Source organism: Marinobacter sp. (assembly GCF_041690455.1).
In the GTDB taxonomy this organism is placed as follows: Bacteria; Pseudomonadota; Gammaproteobacteria; order Pseudomonadales; family Oleiphilaceae; genus Marinobacter.
This window is the reverse complement of the sequence record NZ_JAWLHI010000003.1, coordinates 14,875-38,559: the sequence shown is the minus strand read 5'-3', so window position 1 is coordinate 38,559 and position 23,685 is coordinate 14,875. Positions and strand designations below refer to the sequence as shown.

The window sequence follows — 23,685 nt, the reverse complement described above, 5'->3', positions numbered from 1 at the left end:
GCGGGCAGCCCCGCCCGCGGCCTTATCTGATCTTCCCGATTTCCCTCTGACAGGATCCGGCTATGACAAATAGCGACCCGAGAGCCGGGGATGCCATCGATAAGCAGAAAGTTGAGGAATTCCTCCAGACCGAATCGGGCGGAAGGGCTGCGACCGGTCCCGCCGCTGTCATTCTCTTTATCGTTCCTCTGCTCTGGTCTCTTTTCCAGCTTTGGATAGCGTCACCGCTTCCCTATATTTTCGAGATCGGCGTGTTCAATTCCACGGAAGCACGTTCGATTCACCTGGCGTTTGCCTCTTTTCTGGCGTTTGCCGCTTTCCCGATGATCCGGGGCAAGCACCAGAACCATGTGCCGGTCTATGACTGGATACTGGCACTGGCGGCTGCCTTTGCGGCCTCGTACCTTTACGTTTTCTATGACCAGCTGGCCACCCGGCCGGGGGCGCCGAACACCCAGGATATGGTTGTGGCCCTGGGCGGTCTCGTGCTGTTGCTCGAGGCGACTCGCCGCGCGCTGGGTCTTCCGCTGACAATTGTGGCTGGCGTGTTTATCATCTACTCCCTGGCCGGCCCGTACATGCCGGATGTGATTTCCCATAAGGGCGCCAGTCTGAGCAAGCTGGCCTCGCATCAGTGGCTTGGTACCGAGGGTGTGTTCGGTGTGGCACTGGGGGTTTCAACCAGCTTCGTGTTCCTGTTTGTCCTGTTCGGGGCCTTGCTTGAACGGGCCGGTGCCGGTAACTACTTCATCAAGGTCGCCTATGCGCTGCTAGGTCATATGCGTGGAGGTCCTGCGAAAGCAGCCGTGGTCTCCAGTGGCCTGAGTGGTGTGATTTCCGGCTCTTCGATTGCCAACGTGGTAACCACCGGTACTTTCACCATTCCGCTGATGAAGCGGGTGGGCTTCCCCGCTACCAAGGCGGGTGCGGTTGAGGTGGCTGCGTCCACCAACGGCCAGCTGACGCCCCCGATTATGGGTGCTGCAGCCTTTCTGATGGTGGAGTATGTGGGTATTTCATACCTGGAGGTCATCAAGCACGCGATCCTGCCGGCCATGATCTCCTACGTGGCGCTGATTTATATCGTCCACCTTGAGGCCTGCAAGTTGAATATGCATGGTATCGAACGGCTGGATCGGCCAACCCTGGGCCAGCGTATGCTGAACTGGGTTGTGATTCTGCTTGGCCTTTGCGTGCTGACCCTGGTGGTCTATTACGGCATCGGCTGGATGAAGAGCATCCTGGGTGAAGCTGCCATGTGGGTGCTCACACCTCTGTTGCTGCTGGCTTACATAGGACTGGTGGGGTACGCCAGCAAGTTTCCGGATCTCGAGGAAGACGATCCGGAGAAAGCGCTGGACGAACTGCCTCCGGTTGGTCCGACGGTCAAAACCGGTCTCTATTTCCTGTTGCCGGTGGTGGTACTGGTCTGGTGTCTGACAGTGGAGCGGTTCTCCCCCCAGTTGTCCGCCTTCTGGGCGACCGTGTTCATGATCTTTATCGTGATTACCCAGCGGCCGCTGAAAGCGTTCTTCCACAAACGTGGCAATTACATTGCGGGACTGAAGCAGGGCAGTGTTGATCTCGCCCATTCCCTCGTGACAGGTGCCCGGAACATGGTGGGCATCGGTGTCGCAACGGCTACCGCCGGTATCGTGGTGGGAACGGTAACACTGACCGGCATCGGCCTGGTAATGACCGAGTTTGTCGAATTCATCTCGGGCGGCAACCTGCTGCTGATGCTGATCTTCACGGCCATCATCAGTCTCATTCTCGGTATGGGCCTGCCGACCACGGCCAACTACATTGTGGTCTCAACCCTTATGGCGCCGGTTATCGTGACCCTTGGCGCCGAGAATGGCCTGCTGGTGCCGCTGATCGCGGTGCACCTGTTCGTGTTCTACTTCGGTATCCTGGCGGATGATACGCCGCCGGTTGGCCTTGCCGCCTACGCGGCCGCAGCCATATCCGGTGCCGATCCGATACGCACGGGTGTGCAGGGCTTCACCTATGACATCCGCACCGCGATCCTGCCGTTCATGTTCATCTTCAACACCCAGCTGTTGTTGATCGGGCTGACTGGCTGGGTAGACCTGCTCATCACCATCTTCAGTGCCGTGACTGCCATGCTGGTGTTCTCGGCAGCTACCCAGGGGTTCTGGTTCACCAAAACCCGGTGGTGGGAGACGGTTTGTCTGCTGTTGATCACCTTTACGCTGTTCCGGCCCGGGTTCTGGTGGGACAGGATCTACCCGCCCACTGAGGACCGGCCCGGATCAGAGATCTTCCAGTATGTCGAGGATGTTCCGGCGGATAAACCCATTGTTATCCAGGCTTCCGGTATGTCCATCGATGGCGACGAGGTGTCGAAATACCTGCGCTTGCCCTTGCCCGAGGCAGAGACACCGCAGCAGCGACTCGCTCAGGCCGGGCTGGAAGTCTCTCCCCAGGGCGAGCAGATGGTCGTGGACTTCGTGAATTTCGGAAGTATTGCGGAGCAGGCGGGCATCAGCTTCGGCTGGACCATCGACAAGGTTCAGGTCGAGAAGGATCGGCCGCCCAAGGAATTGATGTTCATTCCGGCACTTCTGTTGCTGGCGGCACTGGCCTTCGGCCAGCTCCGGAGAAAGGCCAGGGAAGAGGCGGCAACGGCTCCGGCCTGACCTGCTAACCGGTTTTTGATGAGTCCGTAGAAACCCGGCGTTAACCCGCCGGGTTTTTTTCTGGTAGACTCGCCGCAGATCCGGGCCGCGGTTTGTGTCGCGGTGTCCCGGCACCATGTGATCTTTGGTATAGATCACCGCTGAGTAAACAACAGGAGTATTCCATGCCCGTCATTACCCTGCCGGATGGCAGCCATCGCAGTTTTGCTGAACCCGTAAGCGTACACGACGTCGCCGCCGACATTGGCGCCGGCCTGGCCAAGGCCGCACTGGCCGGCAAGGTCGATGGCAAGCTGGTGGACACCAGCCACGTGATCGACCGTGATGCCGAACTGGCCATCGTTACCGATCGTGACGAGGATGGTGTCGACATCATTCGTCACTCCACAGCCCACCTGATGGCTATGGCCGTCCAGGAGCTGTTCCCCGGTGCCCAGGTAACCATTGGCCCGGTGATCGACAACGGCTTCTATTACGACTTCAAGTACGATCGCCCGTTCACCAATGAAGACCTGGCGCGGATCGAGAAGCGGATGGAAGAGCTGGCCAAGCAGGATATCCCGGTTTCCCGGTCTGTGATGTCCCGGGAGAACGCCATCAAGCTGTTCGAGGATATGGGTGAGGAATACAAGGTTCGTATCATCCAGGACATTCCCGGTGATGAGGATCTGTCGTTCTACCGCCAGGGCGATTTCATTGACCTATGCCGTGGTCCCCACGTGCCCAGCACCGGCAAACTCAAGGCCTTCAAGCTCACCAAGGTGGCCGGTGCCTACTGGCGTGGCGACACCAGCAATGAGCAGCTGCAGCGCGTGTACGGTACTGCCTGGGGCAACAAGAAAGACCTCAAGGCCTACCTGAACCGCCTGGAAGAGGCCGAAAAGCGGGACCACCGCAAGATTGGCAAGAAACTGAACCTGTTCCACATGCAGGAAGAAGCGCCGGGTATGGTGTTCTGGCACCCGGATGGCTGGTCCCTGTACCAGGAAATCGAGCAGTACATGCGGGCCAAACTGCACCGGCATGGCTACCAGGAAATCAAGACACCCCAGGTGGTGTCCCGTACCCTGTGGGAGAAGTCCGGGCATTGGGACAAGTTCAAGGACGACATGTTCACAACCGAGTCCGAGAAGCATGACTACGCCATCAAGCCCATGAACTGCCCCTGCCACGTGCAGGTGTTCAACCAGGGCCTGAAGAGCTACAAGGATCTGCCGCTGCGTCTGGCGGAGTTCGGCTCCTGTCACCGTAACGAGGCGTCGGGCGCACTGCACGGCTTGATGCGGGTGCGGGGCTTTACCCAGGATGATGCGCACATCTTCTGTGAAGAAGACGCCATCCAGGAAGAAGTGTCTGCATTCATCAAGCTGCTGCACGAAGTCTACGAGGACTTCGGGTTCACCGAGATTCTTTACAAGCTCTCCACCCGTCCGGAAAAGCGGGTTGGTTCCGACGAAGTCTGGGACAAGTCCGAAGCCGCACTGGAAGAAGCCCTGAACCGTGAAGGCGTGGATTGGGAGCTGCTGCCGGGTGAGGGCGCGTTCTACGGACCGAAGATAGAGTTCTCCCTGAAGGATTGCATCGGCCGGGTCTGGCAGTGCGGTACCATCCAGGTGGATTTCTCCATGCCGGGCCGTCTGGGCGCCCAGTATGTGGCCGACAACTCCGAGCGCAGGACCCCGGTCATGCTGCACCGGGCGGTGCTGGGTTCCTTCGAGCGTTTCATCGGTATCCTGATCGAGGAATACGAAGGTGCGTTCCCGGTCTGGCTGGCGCCAACCCAGGTGGCGGTGCTGAATATTACCGATAACCAGCGTGATTATTGTCAGAATCTGGCCAAAAAGTGGGATTCTTTGGGCTTTAGGGTTAATGCTGACTTGAGAAACGAGAAGATCGGCTTTAAAATCCGCGAGCATACTCTTAACAAGGTTCCCTATCTGGTTGTTGTCGGCGACAAAGAAATCGAGAACAACGCGGTTGCGGTGAGAACCCGCAAGGGCGAAGATCTGGGAACCATGTCGGTCGACGAATTCGAAGCGCTACTGGCCAAAGACGTCGAACGCAAAGGTAGAACCAAAACGGAGATCTGATTATTAAACAGCGAGCGAATCGGGGTGGGCGTACTCCAAAAGCGCCTATCAATGAAAATATTGACGCAACTGAAGTCCGCCTGATTGATGCCGAAGGCAATCAGGTAGGTATCGTTCCCATTGAGGATGCACTCAAGCAGGCAGAAGAAGCGTCTCTTGACCTGGTTCAGGTTACGGATTCCGATCCGATCGTCTGTAAGATAATGGACTACGGCAAGAAGATCTTCGAAGAGAAAAAGGCCAAGGCGGCTGCCAAGAAAAAGCAGAAGCAGACGCAGGTCAAGGAAGTCAAGTTCCGTCCAGGAACTGAAGAAGGGGATTATCAGGTCAAACTACGCAACCTGGTACGTTTCCTTGAAAACGGGGACCGCGGCAAAATCACTATCCGCTTCCGTGGCCGTGAGATGGCACACCAGGAAATTGGTATGAAGCTCATGAACCGCATCGAAGCAGATATTGAGGAGCTGGCCCAGGTAGAACAGCGGCCGAAAATGGAAGGCCGCCAGATGACCATGGTCGTGGCACCCCGCAAGAAGAAGTGAACCTGATCCAATGACGGGTCCCCCGCATCGGCGGGGGATTTGTCGTTCAGGGGCACATTTGTTTATCCAAAATAGAATGCGGAGTTTTAAAAAATGCCTAAGATGAAAACCAAAAGCGGAGCTACCAAGCGGTTCAAGAAAACCGCGACCGGCTTCAAGCACAAGCAGTCCTTCACCAGCCACATCCTGACCAAGAAGAGCCCGAAGCGTAAGCGTCAGCTGCGCGGTACCAAGCTCATCGCCAAGTCAGATGTAGCAGCTATCAAGCGCATGACCGCGTGCTGATCCAGCCGCGCGAATCATTCCTGAGAAAGTAAAGGTAGAAGGATTAAAGTATGGCTCGTGTAAAGCGTGGCGTGGTAGCACGTCGTCGTCACAAGAAGATCATGAAGCAGGCCAAGGGTTACTACGGTGCCCGTAGCCGTGTTTTCCGGGTTGCCAAGCAGGCAGTCATCAAGGCCCAGCAGTATGCCTACCGTGACCGTCGCAACCGCAAGCGTGCATTCCGCGCTCTGTGGATCTCCCGTATCAACGCCGGTGCCCGCGCAAACGGTCTGTCCTACAGCCGTCTGATCGCTGGCCTGAAGAAGGCGAATGTTGAAATCGATCGTAAGGTTCTGGCCGACCTGGCCATGAACGAGCAGCAGGCGTTTGCCGCTGTTGTTGAGAAAGCCAAAGCGTCCCTGTGATCGCTTAAGATCTCTCATCGATTGCTGATCGATCCGGCGTCTCATGGCATCATGATGGCGCCTTCTGAATAGGGGAAGGGCACGCTCTTCCCCTATTTTTGTTTTAACCTACCCCATTTCTGGTTTGGAGCAGGGTCAATGGAAAACCTGGAGCAACTGGTTCAGGACGGGCTGAGCGCTGTTGAGAGTGCGGACAGCCTGCAGGCACTTGATCAAATTCGTGTGGAATACCTCGGCAAGAAGGGTGTGATCACCCAGCAAGCCAAGACGCTGGGCAAGCTGTCACCCGAGGAGCGTCCTGCCGCCGGCCAGAAGATCAACGAAGCCAAGGGGCAGGTAGAGCAGGCAATCAACGCCCGCCGTACGGATCTGGAAAAGGCCGCCATTGAAGCGAAGCTCGCCAGTGAATCCATTGACGTCACTCTGCCGGGCCGTGGTCAGGACCTCGGTGGCCTGCATCCGGTGACCCGCACCCTGCAGCGTATCGAGGAAATTTTCTCCCGCGCCGGCTACAGCGTGGAGCAGGGCCCGGAAATCGAAGACGATTACCACAACTTCGAGGCCCTCAACATTCCCGGCCACCATCCGGCCCGTGCCATGCACGACACCTTCTATTTCAATCCCGGGACGCTGCTGCGCACCCACACCTCGCCGGTTCAGATCCGCACCATGGAAGCCGGTAAGCCGCCGTTCCGCATGATCTGCCCGGGCCGCGTTTATCGCTGTGACTCGGATATGACCCATACCCCGATGTTCCATCAGGTGGAAGGTCTGCTGGTGGAGAAGAATGTCAGCTTCGCCGACCTCAAAAGCACGGTGGAAGAGTTTCTGCGGGTGTTCTTCGAGCGGGACCTGGAAGTGCGTTTCCGTCCGTCCTACTTCCCGTTCACCGAGCCCTCCGCAGAAGTAGACATCGAGTGGGGCCGTGAGGCCGATGGCAGCATCAAGTGGCTGGAAGTGATGGGCTGCGGCATGGTGCACCCGAAAGTATTCGAATATTGCGGTATTGATGCCGAGGAGTACCGTGGCTTTGCCTTTGGTCTGGGCGTTGAGCGCCTGGCCATGCTGCGCTACGGCGTGAATGACCTGCGCATGTTCTTCGAGAACGATCTGCGCTTCCTGCGCCAGTTCCGGTAATCATCCGGCCAGTCTGCAGGCATTAACGGCAATCAAACCAACAGGCAAAACCGCATCAGGACAAGGCAAGAACCATGAAATTCAGTGAACAGTGGCTGCGCGAGTGGGTTAATCCGAACATTGGCTCCCAGGAATTGATGGACCAGATCACCATGGCCGGACTGGAAGTGGACGGCTTTGAGCCGGTCGCCGGTGAATTCACCGGTGTGGTGGTTGGCGAAGTCCAATCCGTCGAACCGCACCCGGATGCGGACAAACTCCGGGTCTGCCAGGTGAGCGATGGTGAACAGACGGTCCAGGTGGTCTGTGGTGCGCCCAATGTGCGCCCCGGCCTGAAGGTTCCCTTTGCCGTGGTTGGTGCGGTGTTGCCGGGCAGCTTCAAGATCAAGAAGGCCAAGCTGCGTGGCCAGCCCTCCGAGGGGATGCTGTGTTCCGAGTCCGAACTGGCGCTGTCGGATAATCACGAAGGCTTGATGGAACTGCCCGGGGATGCACCGGTTGGCCAGGATATGGCCGATTATCTCAAGCTCAATGACATCACCATCGATGTGGATCTGACGCCGAACCGCAGCGATTGCCTCTCCATCAAGGGCATCGCCCGGGAAGTGGGTGTGCTCAACAGCCTGGTGGTCACCGAGCCCGCGATCGAGCCGGTGGAGGCGGTGCACTCTGAGGTGCCTGATATCCGTGTCGAAGCCCCGGCAGGTTGCCCCCGTTACCTTGGTCGTGTCCTGCGCAACGTGAATCTTAAAGCGGAAACACCGCTGTGGATGCAGGAAAAGCTGCGTCGCTCCGGTATCCGTTCCATCGATGCCGCGGTGGATGTAACCAATTACGTGATGCTGGAATTCGGCCAGCCCATGCACGCATTCGACCGTGACGAGATCAGCGGTGGCATCGTTGTGCGTATGGCCAGGCCCGCCGAGAAACTGGTGCTGCTGGACGGCCAGGAAGTGGAACTGACTGAAGACACCCTGGTGATCGCCGACCACGAAAAACCCATCGCCATTGCCGGTGTGATGGGTGGTGAGCATTCCGGTGTCAGTGAAAAGACCCGCGATCTGGTGCTGGAATCCGCCTACTTTGACCCCATCAGCCTGGCTGGCAAGGCCCGGCATTACGGCCTGCACACCGATGCATCCCACCGTTTCGAGCGCGGTGTCGACTACAAGCTGGCCCGTGACGCCATGGAGCGTGCCACCGAGCTGCTCATGGATATCGTTGGCGGCGAACCCGGTGAAATCGTGGAAGTGGCCAGCGACGAGCACCTGCCGGCTGACCGAACCATTGACCTTCGGGAGCAACGCCTGGCCGATGTTCTCGGCATGGCGATCGATCGCACCACCGTTGAAGAGATACTCACCCGGCTGGGGCTCCATATCGACAAGCTGCTCAAGGATGGCTGGCGCGTGAGTGTGCCCAGCTTCCGTCCGGACATCACCATCGAGGAAGACCTGATCGAGGAAGTCGGCAGGATCTTTGGCTACAACAACCTTCCGGTGACCGAACCCACCGGTTCCCTCGGTCTGGTTGCCCGGGAAGAGGCAAAACGCCCGGTGTCCTCTATTCGCAATTATTTCGTGTCTCAGGGCTACCAGGAAGCGGTTACCTACAGCTTCGTGGATCCGAAAGTGCAGAAGCTCGTTGATCCGGAGCGCGAGGGCATTGCCCTGGCGAACCCGATCTCGGCGGACCTGTCGGTCATGCGTACCACCCTCTGGAGTGGTCTGCTCAAGACGGTTGCCTATAACCAGAACCGTCAGCAGCCGCGTATCCGGCTGTTCGAGACCGGCCTGCGCTTCGAGCAGGACGGTGAGCGCATCGATCAGCAGCCCATGCTGGCCGGTGTGGTTGTCGGTGGTCAGTATCCGGAAAACTGGGCAAACGGTCGCAGAACCGCCGATTTCTTTGATGTAAAAGGGGAACTGGAAGGCCTGTTCCGGCTGCTGGGCATCGAGGTCCAGTTCGTGGCCAGCCAGCACCCGGCGCTGCATCCGGGGCAGACCGCCGAATTGATGCGCGATGGTGAACATGTAGGCTGGTTGGGCACGTTGCATCCACAAGTTCAGAAAAATCTGGAACTTAATGGCACGATCCTGATGTTTGAGCTATTCTTGAATTCGATCGTCACCGGATATGTGCCTAATTTCAAAGAAATTTCAAAATTCCCGGAAGTTCGCAGGGATTTGGCTATCATTATCGGGAGCGATGTAGCGTTCGCCGATGTGGAGCGTGTAGCCAGGAAGCATGCCGGTGAGCGTCTGACAGCGCTGCGTGCGTTCGATGTCTATGAAGGCGAGAGCCTGGGTGAGGGGAACCGGAGCCTGGCCCTGAGCCTGTTCTGGCAGCATCCCGAACGCACCTTGAATGAAGACGAAGTGCATTCGCTCTTCAATGGTGTCATTGATGCCTTGAAAGAAGAGTTGGGGGCAACACTGAGGAGTTAACAGATGGCGGCTTTGACGAAAGCGGAAATGGCGGAGCGCTTGTACGAGGAATTGGGCCTGAACAAGCGGGAAGCCAAGGAAATGGTGGAAGCTTTCTTCGATGAAATCAGAGGCGCACTCAGCCATAACGAACAGGTGAAGTTATCCGGTTTCGGCAACTTCGACCTTCGGGACAAAAAACAGCGGCCGGGACGGAATCCGAAAACTGGTGAAGAGATCCCGATCAGTGCACGGCGTGTTGTTACGTTTCGACCCGGACAAAAACTAAAACAGAAAGTGGAAGCGTATGCTGGAACCCAGTCATAACAACGAACTCCCGGCGATCCCCGGGAAGCGTTACTTCACCATTGGTGAGGTGGCGGATCTTTGTGACGTCAAAGCCCATGTGCTGCGCTACTGGGAACAGGAGTTTCCACAGCTGTCGCCGGTCAAGCGCCGGGGCAATCGTCGTTACTACCAGCGGGCGGATGTTATTACCATCCGCCAGATTCGCAGCCTGCTCTATGATCAGGGCTACACCATCGGTGGCGCCAAGCAGAAGCTGAGCAGTCACGAGATAAAGGAAGATACCTCCCAGTACAAACAGCTCATCCGTCAGATGATTGTTGAGCTCGAAGAGGTTCTTGAGGTGCTCAACACGCCGGTCAAATAAACCGGGTGTGAGAACAGCAAGCCGGGGCGGCCCTCAGGACCGCCCCGGCTTTTTTGTGGCTGTTACTTTTTCTTGCAGGTCTTGATGCCCAGGATGCTGTAGGCGGGGCACTTACCCATCAGGGCAGTCGCCAGCGGCACAATGCCAATCCATCCCCAAGCTGTCTGGGGGCCAACGAACACCAGGGCAATCAGAACCACGCCAACGATGGCGCGGATGATGCGGTCAGCAGAACCCATGTTTACAGTCATCATTCAGTCTCCTTTGCTGATATGAGCTTATGACTTAACTTTAGGCCATACTTCCCGATAGTTCAGTGACAAAGTCACACTCGATCAGCCAATGTAACGGATAAGGACGTTATTCCATGCCCCACCACAGCATCCTCGACATTCTTCCGGAGCAGCTTCGCAAAGAGGCGATGGAGAAGATCCAGGTCATGCGGTTTCCGGCAGGCCAGGTACTGTTCAGTGCCGGGGAACACTGTCAGGGCCTGCCGCTGGTGCTTCAGGGCAGTGTGAAGGTGCAGATGACCGGAGTTTCCGGTCACAGCATCGTGCTGTACCGGATGGGCAAGGACGATATCTGCACGCTTTCCATCGGCTGCCTGATGACCGGGCGGGGTTACCGGGCGGAAGCCGTTGTCGAGGAAGAGGGTGAGGCGGCGATAATCCCGCGGGGTGTGTTTGACCGGCTGATGGACCAGTCGCCGGCATTCCGTCTCGGGATCATGGAATCCTACGGGCGTCGTCTTGACGATCTCATGCTGCTGGTCGAAGAGGTAGCCTTCCACCGTATGGATGAACGTCTCGAAGAGTGGCTGCAGGCCCGGGCCAGTCGCGGCGTGATTGCGATCACTCATCAGGAACTGGCGGTTGAGCTTGGAACCGCGCGGGAAGTGGTTAGTCGGTTGCTCAAGGAATTAGAGCGACAGAAGATGGTCAGGCTGTCCCGCGGGAAGATCGAGCTGACTGGATTGCTGGACTCTTCGGTACTGGCCGGGGCCTGATCCGAAAAAAAACAAAGCCCGGACCTTTCGGCCCGGGCTTTGTCAGGGAATTCTGGTCGGGACGGCAGGATTTGAACCTGCGACCCTCTGCACCCCATGCAGATGCGCTACCAAGCTGCGCTACGCCCCGTTTACTGCTAGCCGTGAGAAAAGAGGTTTGTCTCAGTGGCTTAGCGGGAGCGAAGTCTACACCAGCCCATCAGAAAAATAAACAGGCTTTCGGCAAATTGCCCCCGAAAATTCACCTCAGCTTGGTCTCCCGGAGTTTCATGATGAAGTGGGGCGGTTCGAAGGTGTTGGCACGGGCCTCCGGCCAGTATTTGTCGAAGACCGTCAGGCCGGTTTTCTCGCCGGTCAGCAGGGCGCCAGGTTCCAGGAAATGGTAGAGGTCCAGGTAGGAGTGCACTTCGGTCTTGGAGGTCCGGCGAATGACATGCTCTGGACCCAGCTCAGACGGATGGCGCAGGCCGGCGGCTTCCAACAGGTTCTGGAGGGCGTCCAGGGTGTTCTTGTGGAAGTTGTACACCCGCTGGCTCTTGTGACGAACGTCGAGCTTGTTGCTCCTTCGCGGGTCCTGGGTGGCGATGCCGCTCGGACAGCGGCCGGTGTGGCAATTGAGCGCCTGAATACAGCCGAGGGCAAACATATAGCCCCGGGCGGCATTGCACCAGTCCGCCCCCAGGGCGAGCGTGCGGGCGATGTTGAAGGCGGAGGTGATCTTGCCGGCGGCGCCAATGGCGATGTCTTCCCGGAGATTGGTGGCAACCAGGGTGTTATGGACGATCAGCAGGGCTTCGGTCATCGGCATGCCCAGCCGGTTGATGAATTCCATTGGTGCCGCCCCGGTGCCGCCTTCACCGCCGTCAACGACGATAAAGTCCGGTTTGATCCCGGTTTCCAGGATGGCCTTGACGATACCGAACCACTCCCAGGGGTGGCCGATGGCCAGCTTGAAGCCCACCGGCTTGCCCCCCGCGAGCTCACGCAGGCGGTCAATGAAATGAAGCATTTCGAGGGGGTTGGAGAACTCCGAATGGCTGGCCGGAGAGACGCAGTCCTCGCCCACGGACACACCCCTTGCTTCGGCAATTTCCGGGGTGACCTTGGCGCCGGGAAGAATGCCGCCATGGCCGGGTTTTGCGCCCTGAGATAGTTTGAGCTCTATCATTTTTACCTGGTCGAGGGCAGCATTCTGCTTGAACATGTCCTCGTTGAAACTGCCGTCCTTGTTACGGCAGCCGAAATAACCGGAGCCGATCTCCCAGACCAGGTCACCGCCGGGCTGGCGATGGTACCGGGAAATCGATCCTTCGCCGGTGTCGTGATAAAAACCGCCCATTTTCGCGCCAGTGTTAAGACTGAGGATGGCGTTTGCCGAAAGCGAACCAAAACTCATGGCCGAAATGTTGAAAACACTGGCACTGTAGGGCTTTGCGCGATTTTTGCCGATCACGATTCGGAAGTCGGAATTGGTTATCCGGGACGGGGTCAACGAATGGTTCATCCATTCGAACCCTTCCTCGTACATGCGTAGCTGGGAGCCGAAGGGGCGTTTGTCGAGCACATTCTTGGCGCGCTGGTAGACGATCGTGCGTTGTTCACGGGAAAAGGGGCGCTCTTCCGTGTCCGATTGGATGAAATACTGGCGGATTTCCGGACCAATGGATTCAAAGAGATACCGGAAGTTGGCCATGATCGGATAGTTCCTGCTGACCGTATGCCTCGTCTGGATCAGGTCGTAGGTTCCCACCGCAGTCAGCACAGCAAAGATGGCGGGAACGATATAGCCGTACCCCAGCCACAGTGTCACCGGCAAAGAAACAATAAGTCCGGCGATGCTCAGGGCGTAGGCGCTGTAGCGCAGTGGGAAGGTCGTGGTTTTCTCCATGAATACCTCGGATTGGTTCTAGGAAGGTCCTGATGCACTGAGAGTATATAGATACCGCGGGTTTTGAGCAGTGGATTGCCCGTTCGGACACTTGAAAATTCCGGAAATGAACTATTCTGATAGAGTTGAGTACGGAAAAACCACAATAGGCGGGTTTTGATGTTTTGACCTCAAAACATTAGACTTGCGCGCTTGTAATAATTGAACTCCGATTCTGACATTGAATTTCTGACCCAGGAGGCGCCAAACGTGGGCGAGGTAGTGAAAGACGAATATCAGACGGATTACGTCGCGGGCCAGGACAACATTAACGTCCTTGGCCTTGATCTCCATAACTGGGTGTTCCCCGTTTCCGCTCTTATCGTAGTGGCTTTCGTCATCGGAACCTTGATGTTTCCGACGCCGGCGAAAGAAATGCTCGATGGAGCAAAGTGGGACATCATTGCCGGTTTTGACTGGTTTTTCCTGATCAGTGCCAACATCTTTGTGGTGGTTTGTATTGCACTGATCTTCATGCCGGTGGGTAAAATCCGGATCGGTGGCCAGGACGCCAAGCCTGAGTTCTCCAGGCCGTCATGGTTCGCCATGCTGTTCGCCGCCGGTATGGGTATTGGCCTGATGTTCTGGGCCGTTGCGGAACCGACCGCCTATTACACCGGTTGGTATGAGACGCCCTTCAATGTTGAAGCGAATTCGCCGGAGGCAGCGAACCTCGCCATGGGCGCGACCATGTACCACTGGGGTCTGCATCCCTGGGCGATCTATGCGGTGGTGGCGCTGTCACTGGCGTTCTTCGCATTCAACAAGAACATGCCGCTGACCATCCGTTCGGCCTTTTTCCCGTTGCTCAAGGACAAGGTCTGGGGCTGGCCTGGGCACATCATTGATGTCCTGGCCGTGGTTGCGACCATCTTCGGCCTGGCAACGTCTCTGGGTTTTGGCGCACAACAGGCCGCGTCCGGTCTCGATTACCTGTTCGGTACCGGCAATGGGATCAACGTTCAGATGGCCATTATCGTGGGGGTCACCGCGCTTGCGTTGATTTCTGTTCTCCGTGGCCTGGAAGGCGGTGTAAAGGTTCTCAGTAATATCAACATGGGTCTGGCGGGGCTGCTGCTGTTCTTCGTCATTTTCGCTGGCCCGACCATGACCATACTGGAGACCATGTGGGTCACCTCCTCCAGCTATGTTGTAAACATGATGCCGCTCAGTAACCCGTTCGGGCGTGAAGATGAGGCCTGGTTCCAGGGCTGGACTGTCTTCTATTGGGCCTGGTGGATTTCCTGGTCACCGTTCGTAGGCATGTTTATCGCCCGGGTGTCCAAGGGCCGCACGGTTCGTGAATTCATCACTGCGGTTCTCCTGATTCCGACTGTCATCACCGTTGTCTGGATGAGCAGCTTCGGCGGTTCCGCGCTCGAGCAGATCCAGAATGGTGTTGGTGTACTGGCCGAGGAAGGTCTGACCGACGTCTCACTGGCCCTGTTCCAGATGTTTGCCAACCTGCCGCTGACCGGCATCATTTCCTTCGTGGCAATCGTCCTCGTGCTGGTGTTCTTCGTGACGTCCTCAGATTCCGGCTCGCTGGTCATTGACAGCATCACCGCCGGTGGCAAGACCGACGCTCCCACTGCGCAGCGTGTATTCTGGGCTGTCATGGAGGGTGCGATTGCCGCAGCGCTGATTTTCGGCGGCGGTGCCGATGCCCTGGGTGCGATCCAGGCAACAGCCATCAGTGCCGGCCTGCCGTTCACGGCCATCCTGTTGATCATGACCTGGGGCCTGCTCAAGGGGCTCAGCCATGAGCGCAAACTGCTGGTAGCCAGGGGCGAACTCTGATTATCAGCGGATAAAAAAACCGGGGTCGAGGCCCCGGTTTTTTTATGGTTGGATAAAGCCGTCAGAGCTTGCCGAACGTTTTCATGGCGTATTCGGCCCGTTCTCCGGGGCTGAAATGATGGCGCTTGAGCGCCTCGATATTTCGCAGGCGGGGTAACAGGCCGCAACCGTTGGCCATCTGTATCGCCAGGCCAGGTCGCGCGTTGAGCTCAAGGAGGAGCGGGCCTTCGTTGACATCCACCACCAGGTCCACGCCCATGTAGCCCAGCCCTGTGGCTTCATAGCAGCGGGCAGCCATCTCCAGCATCTCGTCCCAGGCAGCTATTTCAATGTTCTCCAGAGCCAGCCCCGTATCCGGATGCAGGGTTATCGGTCGGTTGAACTGAACCGCATTGAGGCTGCGTCCGGTTCCGATATCAAGACCCACACCGACGGCACCCTGATGCAGGTTCGCCTTGCCGTCCGAGGCGGTTGTGGCAAGTCGTAACATTGCCATCACCGGATAGCCCTGGAACACAACGATACGGATATCGGGCACACCCTGATGGGAGTAACGGGCCAGGTCCGGATCGGACTGGACCAGGTTCTCGACGATGGCGACGTCTGGCGTGCCTGCCAGCGAATAGAGGCCGGCCAGGATGTTGGTCAGGTGGCGTTCCAGGTAGGGGGCATCCACCCGCGCCCCGGAGGCCTTGATGTAATCATCGCCATCCCGGCCGGTGATCACGGTAATGCCCTTGCCGCCGGAGCCTTTTGCAGGCTTGATGGCGAAGCCTTCCAGGTCTTCCGCCATTTCCCGGAAGTGGGAGATCTCATGTTGCTCGCGGACGATCTGCAACAGCCTGGGCGTCTTGACGCCGTACTCCGCGACCACCAGCTTGGTCTTCAGCTTGTTGTCCACCAGCGGGTAGGACGAGCGCTCATTGTAGCGGGCAATGTAATCCACATTGCGCCGATTCATGTTGAGCATGCCCAGCCGATTCAGTCTCCGGGGAGAAATCCACTCCATGTCAGTCGTATACCTTCATGGGTGAGAATCGACGGAGTTCGCTGAGCTTGTAGCCGGTGTACTGACCCATCAGCAGGATGAGCCCGAGGATCACCAGATGGAGTTCCGGGAAGTTGAAGGTCAGATGCCCGGCGAGTGGGGCGCTCATGACCAGATAGGCGCAGATGGCCACGAAAAGACTGCCTGAGCCCTGGATCATCACCTCGCGGACCCCTTCTTCCTCCCAGAGGATGGACATCCGTTCGATGGTCCAGGCGATGATCACCATGGGAAAGAAGGTCACCGTCATGCCGGTGTTGAAGCCCATCTGGTAGCCGATAATGGACAGGCCGGCGGTGATGAAAATGACCAGGATGATCAGGGCGGAAATCCGGGATACCAGCAACAGGTTGAGACTGGAGAGGTAGCCCCGCATCAGAAGCCCGATGGCCACCACGGACAGGAACGCAATCAGTCCGGGAACCAGGGTTGTCTGCACAAAGGCCACGGCGATCAGCACGGGCATGAAGGTGCCCGACGTCCGAATGCCGATCACCATGCGCATGAACGCCACCATCAGAGCGCCCAGGGGCAGGAGCAGCAGCATCCGGAACATGCTCTGTTCTTCGACGGGCAGCTCGTAAAAACTCAGAAAGCCCAGTCCGTTGGATTCGGCCTGCATCGTGGCCAGCTGCAGGGCAGGGACGGTCTGCCGGAGCATCGAAAAGCTGACTTCCGAATTATCACCGCCGACCACGTCCAGCAGGGATTCGGAACCCTGGCGCCAGAGCAGCAGGTTCTCGGGGAGCCCCTGTTCCGCCGTCTGGGGATCGAAGGTCAGCCATTGATCACCGTTGTATATCTGCAGGAAAGGCATCAACTGCTGGCGGCGGCGGGCATCCTCGAGCCGCAGACCATCGGCGGTGCGGGCGGGGATGCCGGCGTGATTAAGCATGTCCACCACCAGCTGGAGATAATTCTCCTCGGCCACCAGCAGCGTGGTGTTCTGGGTTCGGGTGTCCGGCTGCATCAGCCGGATCAGCTCCCGGGTCAGGCTTTCGGGCGTGCTGGAGCGCTCACGGGCCTGGGTCAGCACCTCCCGTACTGCGGTCGCCTGGGGTTCTTCCCAGAACATTTCACGGGGTTGTGGCTCCCGTGCCAGGCTCCGGGGCCGCGAATCATCCGTGGGAATGAACTGGGCCTTGAAATAGAGGGTTTGCGGCCCGGAGACGTCGCGTTTGCTCCATTCCGCCCTGCGACCGCCGGAGTTTTCCACGATGGAGAACCCGTAGCCCGGAGAGGCGGCCTGTTCAGAAAGAATACTGAAGCCCGGAGGCTGTTCCGGGATGTTCAGGCTTGCCAGAACTGGCTCATTGGCCCCCTCGAAATCCACCCGGGCCTCGACCATCCAGACCGGACGCTGTTCACCGGTTAGCCAGGGAATGCCAAGCTCGACATGGCGCCAGATCGCCAGGGCTATGCCAGCACCGATCAGCAGCAGTACCGCAACATAAAAAGGAATCCGTGAACGGGTGGTCAAGCGTCGTCTCCGTTCCGTTTCAGGTTCTTGGGCAGTTCGGTGGCAAACTCCTTGCCCACATCAATCAGCATCACATCCCGGAGAACGTTGCGGCCGATAAGTACTTCGTAGGTCAGATTGCTTCGATCGGCAAGGGTGAACTCGGCAACCTGTTTGTGGTCACCGATGGCAAACTGGAGTTCAACCACTACCCGGCGTTCCGAATCCTCGGCACTGGCCTGGATGATTCGAACGCGGCGGGATATCTCTTTCTCCATGGTCACCAGCTCGTCGGTGCCCGGGACCGGGACATCAAAGCGCACCCAGTTGCTGCCATCCCGTTCGAAACGGGTAATGTTGCGGGCATCGAGCGAAGAGGTTTCGGCGCCGCTGTCGATCCGGGCGGTATAAACCAGACCGGGTTCGGCCAGATACAATTTTTCCACCTCACCGACGATAACCTTGCCTTTCAGGCGGTCAGCACGGCCGGTGTCCTCGATTGTGGGGCACGCCGGCTGCGGTGGGATTGGTGGGCAGACAGGTTTTTCGACCTTGTTTTCAATAGCTTCCAGGATGGTCTGGGTCGACAGTTGTTCCCGTTGCAGGAGCTGCTCGTGGCGAACCGCGGCATTACCTTCCATGGTGACAAGCGTTGCCCGCTGGGACTGTACCGAGGAGTTCAGCTCTGTCAGGTCCTTTTTCGGAACCATGAAGTAGCGATCCGCCGAGCAGCCGGCCAAGACCAGGCCAAGCCCTGCGGCCACGATGACAGAAAGGAACGGAAAACCAGCCCGCGAACGTTTGTAACCCATGAAGTACCCCTGAGCCGGCAGACACTAACGCCCGGATAATTGGGCGTGCCGATGATCTGTGCCTTGAATGTGTTCAATTAAGGCCGGGGAGTATACCGCAACGAACCTGTGTAGTGACTTTACAGTTGGTTAACGGGCAGTGCGGATTATCCGGACAGGAAGGGGCCTTCGCCGAGATCGGTCTGCGAACGCAGATACTCCTGAATCACCGGAGAGCAATTCAGGTAAAACAGCAACAACTCGCGCTGGATATCCTGATCCTGGATACGGGAGGCAAAGCTGATCAGTTCCTTGACGGCGCCGTCATTCTCGCTTCGGTTGTCCGGGATCGAGAAACTCTGACCATAACGTTCTTTCAGGATTTTTGTCAGGCGCTCGAGATGGAATTCACCCGTGTGGGTAATGTGGGGCAGGATCCGGAAACCTTTCGGATAGGTTTTCTTTCTGCCTACCAGTACACACGACTGCATGTCATCCCCGGCCCGGTTTTCCTGCCAGAGTTCTGATCCCAGTTTTCGCCACAGTTCTTTCAGCATAAGTTGCCTGTCCATCCTCTGACTGCGGATTCGCCCCGGCCGTGAAAAAAATGTAATCAAAGTAAACAGGACGAACACTTTATTCTTTTAGTGGATATTACGGAGCACGTCCAGAGTCAGATGCACACCGGTAATGAATTTGCCAATCAGTCGAGGTCGCCAGTCCCTCATTAATGCCTATGAACGGGAGGCAACGCAAAAGGTTCCATTGTTACGTTAAACTGTTCGTCATGATGTGATCATCCGGGCAAACCAACCAGGAGCGTCTTGCAGTGCCGGAAGCGATAACCCGATGGATAGTGGCCTCGCCGGAATTGATGGCTGGATTAGTGGGAGTGCTGGCACTGTTGATAGTGCTTCTTGCTGTTTTCCTGATGCGCTCGGCCCACAAGGCCGATGCCTGGCAGAACCGGGCCATTGATGCTGAGACCCGGGTAGCCGGGCTGGAGTCGGACGTTGGCGGCAAGCGGCAGTGGATCGAGCAGCTCGAAGGCGAACGCAAAAGCCTCCAGACCCGGATTGAGGATCTTTCGAGCGAATTGCACCGTGTGAGGGTGAGGCTCCGGGAGCAGGAGGTGGCCCTGGACCGGGAGCGCCGCTCGGCAGCGGAGAAGCTGGAGTTATTGGAACGTAACCGGGACTCGTTGAAGCAGGAGTTCGAGAATCTGGCCAACCGGATCTTCGACCAGAAGAGCGAGCGCTTCACCCAGCAGACCCGCACCAGCCTGGACAGCCTGCTCAACCCGTTTCGGGACCAGTTGCAGGATTTCCGCAAGCGCGTGGAAGACGTGTACACCACCGAGACCCGGGACCGCCAGGCACTGCGCAGCGAGATCAACTCACTGCAGGAGCTGAACCGGCAGATTACCGAGGAAGCAGCTAACCTGACCAGGGCCCTGAAGGGTGACAAGAAGATCCAGGGTAACTGGGGCGAACTGATCCTGGAGAGGGTGCTGGAGAAATCCGGGCTGCGCAAAGGGGTGGAGTACGAAACCCAGGGCAGTTACCGGGATGGCGAGCACCAGCTGTTGCGCCCGGATGTGGTGGTGCACCTGCCGGATAACCGGAACCTGATTGTGGATTCCAAGGTGTCCCTGCTGGCCTACCAGCAGTGGGTCAACGAGGAAGACGAGAGTGCGCAGGCAGATGCGCTGAAACAGCACGTGGAGGCGGTGCGGAACCATATCCGTACCCTGAGCGAGAAAGACTACAGCCAGCTCCATGGCCTGCACTCGCCGGATTTCGTGCTGCTGTTCATGCCCATCGAGCCGGCGTTCGTGGCAGCTTTTCAGCAGGACGAGAACCTTTTCGCAGAAGCCTTCGAGCGAAAGATTATTGTGGTCACACCGACCACGCTCCTGGCCACGCTGCGGACCATCGAGAACATCTGGCGCTATGAACGCCAGAGCCAGAACGCCCGGCGGATTGCGGATCGGGCCAGTGCGGTGTATGACAAGCTGAGGGTGTTTGTCGAGGCCATGGAGCGCCTGGGTAGCCAGTTGCAGACAGCCCAGGGCAGCTACGATTCGGCCATGAATACGTTGACGCGGGGCCGTGGTAACCTGATTTCACAGGCGAACCGGTTCGTGGAGTTGGGCGTGAGGGTCAAGAAAGAACTTCCCCGGGGCATCCTGGAGCAGGCCGAAGTGGATGCCGAAGATAGCGAGATGGAAGCGGCAATGAACGCCGATAACCAGCAGGAGTAAGAGCGATGGCAGTAGCATCAGGAACGTTTCAACGACTGGCCCGGTCCGTGGCACTGGTCGCCGCCCTTTCGGCCGCCGGGCAGGTGCAGGCACTGGCTCCGGAGCACGAGATGCGCCGCTTGATGCTGGCCACCGAGGAAGCCGTTAACGCCGGTAGCTGGGGCGAAGCCGGGGATTACCTGAATCGCCTCCAGCAGCTGGAAGCGGAGAAGCCGGCCGAATACTTCTTTTACCGCGGCCGGGTGATGCTGCAGGCCGGCCATCTGAATGAGGCCCAGGCGGCCCTGGAAGCCTATGTCACTCAGGCCGGAACCGAGGGTAGCCAGTATCAGAAGGCCCTGAAACTGATTACTGATGTGGAACGCACTCGCAAGTCCGGTTCAGCCGATCAGGCCAACGGCAAGCAGGCGCCCAAGGTGGCTGTGATTGAACCTGCGGGTGATCAGCGGATATCGTCACTCAAGAAGCTCTACCTCACCAACAATGACCGTGACGCCCTGCTGATGCACCTCAACAGCCTGCTGGATATGGCCGGCTGGCGCGCGGATCAGACGGTCGTGCGGCTGGACAAGCCGGCAGATGTTGCCTACGAGGTGAGTGCCACCGAAAGCGTTATCAGCTTCCAGGAGATTCGCCGCGAAGAGGGGAGCCGCCTCGTGCGTAAAACCCAGACCATGGAAGTCTACGGCGTGAATCCCATGATCGAGTGGGGCTGCGAGGCGGCGGTAGCCAGCTGCTGGATCTACGATCCCCGCGATGGCTCACGCTTGATGCAGCTTGGCTACAATCGGGAGCGGGCCGGTGAAATCGCCCAGACACTGGGGCAGCTGGTCCGTCATCTGCAGGCGCCTGCCGGCTCCTGACCGCTTCAGGACTCGAGGTTGCCCCGTTCACCCTCGCGATAGGCGCCGGGGGTGACGCCCGTCCATTTCTTGAAGGCGCGGTGGAACGTGGAGGGTTCGGTAAAGCCCACCTTCTCCGCGATATCATTGATCGGCAATTCCTGCCGGCCCAGGTAGTAAATGGCCATGTCCCGCCGCAGCAGGTCCTTGATCTCCTGAAAAGACGTGTTTTCTTGTTTCAGGCGCCGCCGTAGGGTTTGCGGGCTGGTATGCAATTCCGAGGCAATCCATTCGAAATCCGGCAGCGGTTTGGAGAAATCCCGGCCAATCAGCGCACGGATCCTGCCGGTCCAGGTGTTGCTTTCATCGGGCCGGGAGAGCAGGTCCGCCGGCGAAGTCTTCAGGAATTGGCGCATTTCCGGCTTGTCCCGGATAACCGGTGTCGACAGAAAGCGCTTGTCGAAGGTGAGGGCGGTCTGACCTGACTCGAATTCCAGCGGGCAGTGGAAGATATGCCGGTACTCATCACCGTGGGGCGGGCGTGCGTAGTCGAACTCGGCCTTGTCCAGCTCCACCGGCTGACCGATCAGCCAGCTTCCCAGGCGATGCCAGATCACCAGAATGCTCTCGCGCAAGAAGTAACTGGGATCGTAGATCTCGCCTTCGATACGCAAGACCAGCCGCGCCAGTTCTTCCCCGACTTCCAGCTCCATGGTCACCATGGGCTCGAACAGGCGAGAGAACTGGAAAGCCTGGCGGTAAACGGCCTCAAGATTGGGGCAATCGATGACCAGCGCGCACATGGTCGCAAAGGTGCCCGTGCGGGCCCTTCGTGGTCCCATGCCCATGAACTCATCCCCGGTGCGGTTCCAGAGCACCTGCATCAGCCGGCTGAACTGGTCACTGCTGACCCGTGCCATCTCGATGCGCAGCAGATCCGGAGAAATCCCGGCTTCCTTCAGCATCTCCCGGGTGTCCAGCCCCTGCGCCTCGGCACCGACCAAGGCTGCCTGTACAAAATGTCTTGAAACCGTGAGGTTGGGCATCGCGTTCGCCATTCCATGAAAACGAAACCCATCATAAAACCCCGGGGGAACATTGCAACCGGCCTAACTGCCTGACGTGTGGAAGAATTGGTCAACAGGAATGGGGGAACCGGCAGTTGGCCCCGGGAGCAAAACACGGCAGCATGGGAAAAAACAAACGTCACAACAAGGAGAAAACCATGGCAGGCCCTTTGAAGTCACTGAAGGTTCTGGATTTCAGCACGCTGCTGCCCGGCCCCTACGCCACCATGCTGCTGGCCGATATGGGGGCAGAAGTGCTTCGAATCGAGGCACCGGACCGGGTAGACCTCATCAAGGTGATACCCCCCTTTGATGGCAAGTTCAGCACAGCGTTTTCCTATCTCACCCGCGGCAAGGACACCTTGCAACTCAACCTGAAGAAGGAGGGTGCTGCCGACAAGATCAAGGACATGGTCAAGGACTACGACATCGTGGTCGAGCAGTTCCGCCCCGGTGTAATGGACCGCCTGGGCATCGGCTACGAGACCCTGCGTGAAATCAACCCCGGGCTGATCTACTGTGCCATTACCGGGTACGGCCAGACCGGCCCCTACAAAGACCGCGCCGGCCACGACATCAACTACCTCTCCATCGCCGGCGTCTCCAGCCACTGTGGCCGCGCAGGCAGCGGCCCGCCCCCCATGGGCATCCAGATCGCCGACGTCGCCGGCGGCTCCCACCACGCCGTCATGGGCATCCTCGCCGCCGTCATCGAACGCCAGCAGACTGGCAAAGGCCAGTTCGTCGATATCAGCATGACCGACGCCGCCTTTGCCTTAAACGCCATGTCCGGCGCGGCCTGCCTGGCCGGTGGCGTAGAGCAGAAGCCCGAGGGCGGCATGCTCAACGGTGGGTCTTTCTATGATTACTACCAGGCCAGTGATGGCCGCTGGCTGTCGGTGGGCAGCCTGGAGCCGCAGTTCTCGGCACGGCTGTGTGACGCGCTGGGGTTATCCGAGATGAAAAGCCAGGCCTTGAGCCAGAAGCCGGATGATCAGAAGCAGCTCAAGACGGCCATCACGGAGAAAGTGAAAGAGAAGACGCTGGCGGAGTGGCAGGAAATTTTCGCCGGGCAGGACGCCTGTGTGGAGCCGGTGCTGACGATTTCAGAGGCGGCGGAGCATCCGCAGTTGAAGGCCAGGGGGATGGTGATTGAGGTTGATCGGGGGGATGGGGTCAGGCAAAAGCAATTGAGCTGTCCTGTCCGATTTGGCTAGGTTCTAACGAAAAAAAACCCCGGCGTGGCCGGGGTTTTTACA

21 protein-coding genes and 1 tRNA gene are annotated in these 23,685 nt (G+C 58.2%); 14 read left to right on the top strand and 8 right to left on the bottom strand.

The window, feature by feature from the left end; all coding sequences use genetic code 11:
• Window positions 1-62: 62 nt before the first annotated feature.
• The 9 genes from ACESMW_RS01075 to ACESMW_RS01035 all read left to right on the top strand — a co-directional run bounded on the left by ACESMW_RS01075 (window position 63) and on the right by ACESMW_RS01035 (window position 10,220).
• The gene (locus ACESMW_RS01075) at window positions 63-2,663 is read left to right on the top strand and encodes a TRAP transporter permease (RefSeq protein ID WP_372985241.1); all 2,601 of its coding nucleotides are present in this window, start codon (window positions 63-65) and stop codon (window positions 2,661-2,663) included.
• Window positions 2,664-2,827: 164 nt separating this feature from the next.
• Window positions 2,828-4,753 carry a threonine--tRNA ligase gene (gene thrS / locus ACESMW_RS01070; protein WP_372985240.1) on the top strand — a complete coding sequence of 642 codons (1,926 nt, stop codon included), beginning with the start codon at window positions 2,828-2,830 and terminating at the stop codon, window positions 4,751-4,753.
• Window positions 4,750-5,295, top strand: coding sequence for a translation initiation factor IF-3 (infC, locus tag ACESMW_RS01065; protein ID WP_092004441.1), 546 nt, complete (start codon window positions 4,750-4,752; stop codon window positions 5,293-5,295). Before thrS ends, infC begins: the two co-directional genes overlap by 4 nt.
• A gap of 93 nt (window positions 5,296-5,388) precedes the next feature.
• Window positions 5,389-5,580, top strand: coding sequence for a 50S ribosomal protein L35 (gene rpmI, locus ACESMW_RS01060; protein WP_092004438.1), 192 nt, complete (start codon window positions 5,389-5,391; stop codon window positions 5,578-5,580).
• 50 nt (window positions 5,581-5,630) lie between these two features.
• Window positions 5,631-5,984: a 50S ribosomal protein L20 gene (rplT, locus tag ACESMW_RS01055; RefSeq protein ID WP_092004435.1), complete on the top strand. Its 354-nt coding sequence runs from the start codon at window positions 5,631-5,633 to the stop codon at window positions 5,982-5,984.
• Between the two features lie 138 nt (window positions 5,985-6,122).
• Window positions 6,123-7,121 carry a phenylalanine--tRNA ligase subunit alpha gene (pheS, locus tag ACESMW_RS01050; RefSeq protein WP_092004433.1) on the top strand — a complete coding sequence of 333 codons (999 nt, stop codon included), beginning with the start codon at window positions 6,123-6,125 and terminating at the stop codon, window positions 7,119-7,121.
• A 74-nt stretch (window positions 7,122-7,195) separates the two neighbouring features.
• Complete coding sequence (gene pheT / locus ACESMW_RS01045; protein ID WP_372985239.1) at window positions 7,196-9,568, top strand: phenylalanine--tRNA ligase subunit beta; 2,373 nt, start codon at window positions 7,196-7,198, stop codon at window positions 9,566-9,568.
• Window positions 9,569-9,571: 3 nt separating this feature from the next.
• On the top strand, window positions 9,572-9,874 hold the full coding sequence (gene ihfA / locus ACESMW_RS01040) for an integration host factor subunit alpha (RefSeq protein WP_007151838.1): 303 nt from the start codon (window positions 9,572-9,574) through the stop codon (window positions 9,872-9,874).
• A complete protein-coding gene (locus tag ACESMW_RS01035; RefSeq protein WP_092004428.1) occupies window positions 9,855-10,220 on the top strand; it encodes a MerR family transcriptional regulator in 366 nt (121 codons plus the stop codon). The genes ihfA and ACESMW_RS01035 overlap by 20 nt, the downstream gene beginning before the upstream one ends.
• 62 nt (window positions 10,221-10,282) lie before the next feature.
• On the opposite strand, the gene ACESMW_RS01030 is transcribed toward ACESMW_RS01035, so the two are convergent.
• A complete protein-coding gene (locus ACESMW_RS01030; RefSeq protein WP_372985279.1) occupies window positions 10,283-10,471 on the bottom strand; it encodes a DUF2892 domain-containing protein in 189 nt (62 codons plus the stop codon).
• A gap of 116 nt (window positions 10,472-10,587) precedes the next feature.
• On the opposite strand from ACESMW_RS01030, the gene ACESMW_RS01025 reads away from it, so the two are divergent.
• Window positions 10,588-11,229 carry a Crp/Fnr family transcriptional regulator gene (locus tag ACESMW_RS01025; protein ID WP_372985238.1) on the top strand — a complete coding sequence of 214 codons (642 nt, stop codon included), beginning with the start codon at window positions 10,588-10,590 and terminating at the stop codon, window positions 11,227-11,229.
• A 53-nt stretch (window positions 11,230-11,282) separates the two neighbouring features.
• On the opposite strand, the gene ACESMW_RS01020 is transcribed toward ACESMW_RS01025, so the two are convergent.
• Together ACESMW_RS01020 and ACESMW_RS01015 are read right to left on the bottom strand one after the other, a co-directional pair.
• Window positions 11,283-11,359 (bottom strand) — tRNA-Pro (locus ACESMW_RS01020).
• A gap of 111 nt (window positions 11,360-11,470) precedes the next feature.
• Entirely contained in the window at window positions 11,471-13,117 is a 1,647-nt protein-coding gene (locus ACESMW_RS01015; protein WP_372985237.1) for an FMN-binding glutamate synthase family protein, read from the bottom strand.
• A 249-nt stretch (window positions 13,118-13,366) separates the two neighbouring features.
• On the opposite strand from ACESMW_RS01015, the gene ACESMW_RS01010 reads away from it, so the two are divergent.
• Entirely contained in the window at window positions 13,367-14,956 is a 1,590-nt protein-coding gene (locus ACESMW_RS01010; protein ID WP_372985236.1) for a BCCT family transporter, read from the top strand.
• 61 nt (window positions 14,957-15,017) lie between these two features.
• Here the strand turns inward: ACESMW_RS01010 and ACESMW_RS01005 are convergent, their stop codons facing one another.
• From ACESMW_RS01005 to ACESMW_RS00990, 4 genes are all read right to left on the bottom strand, one after another.
• Window positions 15,018-15,965 carry an alpha-L-glutamate ligase-like protein gene (locus tag ACESMW_RS01005; RefSeq protein ID WP_372985235.1) on the bottom strand — a complete coding sequence of 316 codons (948 nt, stop codon included), beginning with the start codon at window positions 15,963-15,965 and terminating at the stop codon, window positions 15,018-15,020.
• Between the two features lies 1 nt (window position 15,966).
• On the bottom strand, window positions 15,967-17,484 hold the full coding sequence (locus ACESMW_RS01000) for an inactive transglutaminase family protein (protein ID WP_372985234.1): 1,518 nt from the start codon (window positions 17,482-17,484) through the stop codon (window positions 15,967-15,969).
• Window positions 17,481-18,275: an ATP-dependent zinc protease gene (locus ACESMW_RS00995; protein WP_372985233.1), complete on the bottom strand. Its 795-nt coding sequence runs from the start codon at window positions 18,273-18,275 to the stop codon at window positions 17,481-17,483. Before ACESMW_RS00995 ends, ACESMW_RS01000 begins: the two co-directional genes overlap by 4 nt.
• Before the next feature lie 146 nt (window positions 18,276-18,421).
• The gene (locus ACESMW_RS00990) at window positions 18,422-18,811 is read right to left on the bottom strand and encodes a hypothetical protein (RefSeq protein ID WP_372985232.1); all 390 of its coding nucleotides are present in this window, start codon (window positions 18,809-18,811) and stop codon (window positions 18,422-18,424) included.
• 317 nt (window positions 18,812-19,128) lie between these two features.
• Here ACESMW_RS00990 and rmuC point away from each other — a divergent pair, with 317 nt between their 5' ends.
• Window positions 19,129-20,517, top strand: a complete 1,389-nt coding sequence (rmuC, locus tag ACESMW_RS00985; protein ID WP_372985231.1) for a DNA recombination protein RmuC — start codon at window positions 19,129-19,131, stop codon at window positions 20,515-20,517.
• A gap of 5 nt (window positions 20,518-20,522) precedes the next feature.
• Entirely contained in the window at window positions 20,523-21,380 is an 858-nt protein-coding gene (locus ACESMW_RS00980; protein WP_372985230.1) for a hypothetical protein, read from the top strand.
• A gap of 5 nt (window positions 21,381-21,385) precedes the next feature.
• Here the strand turns inward: ACESMW_RS00980 and ACESMW_RS00975 are convergent, their stop codons facing one another.
• A complete protein-coding gene (locus tag ACESMW_RS00975) occupies window positions 21,386-22,405 on the bottom strand; it encodes an AraC family transcriptional regulator (protein ID WP_372985229.1) in 1,020 nt (339 codons plus the stop codon).
• Window positions 22,406-22,584: 179 nt separating this feature from the next.
• On the opposite strand from ACESMW_RS00975, the gene ACESMW_RS00970 reads away from it, so the two are divergent.
• Window positions 22,585-23,643 carry a CaiB/BaiF CoA transferase family protein gene (locus ACESMW_RS00970; RefSeq protein WP_372985228.1) on the top strand — a complete coding sequence of 353 codons (1,059 nt, stop codon included), beginning with the start codon at window positions 22,585-22,587 and terminating at the stop codon, window positions 23,641-23,643.
• The last annotated feature ends 42 nt before the right edge of the window (window positions 23,644-23,685 follow it).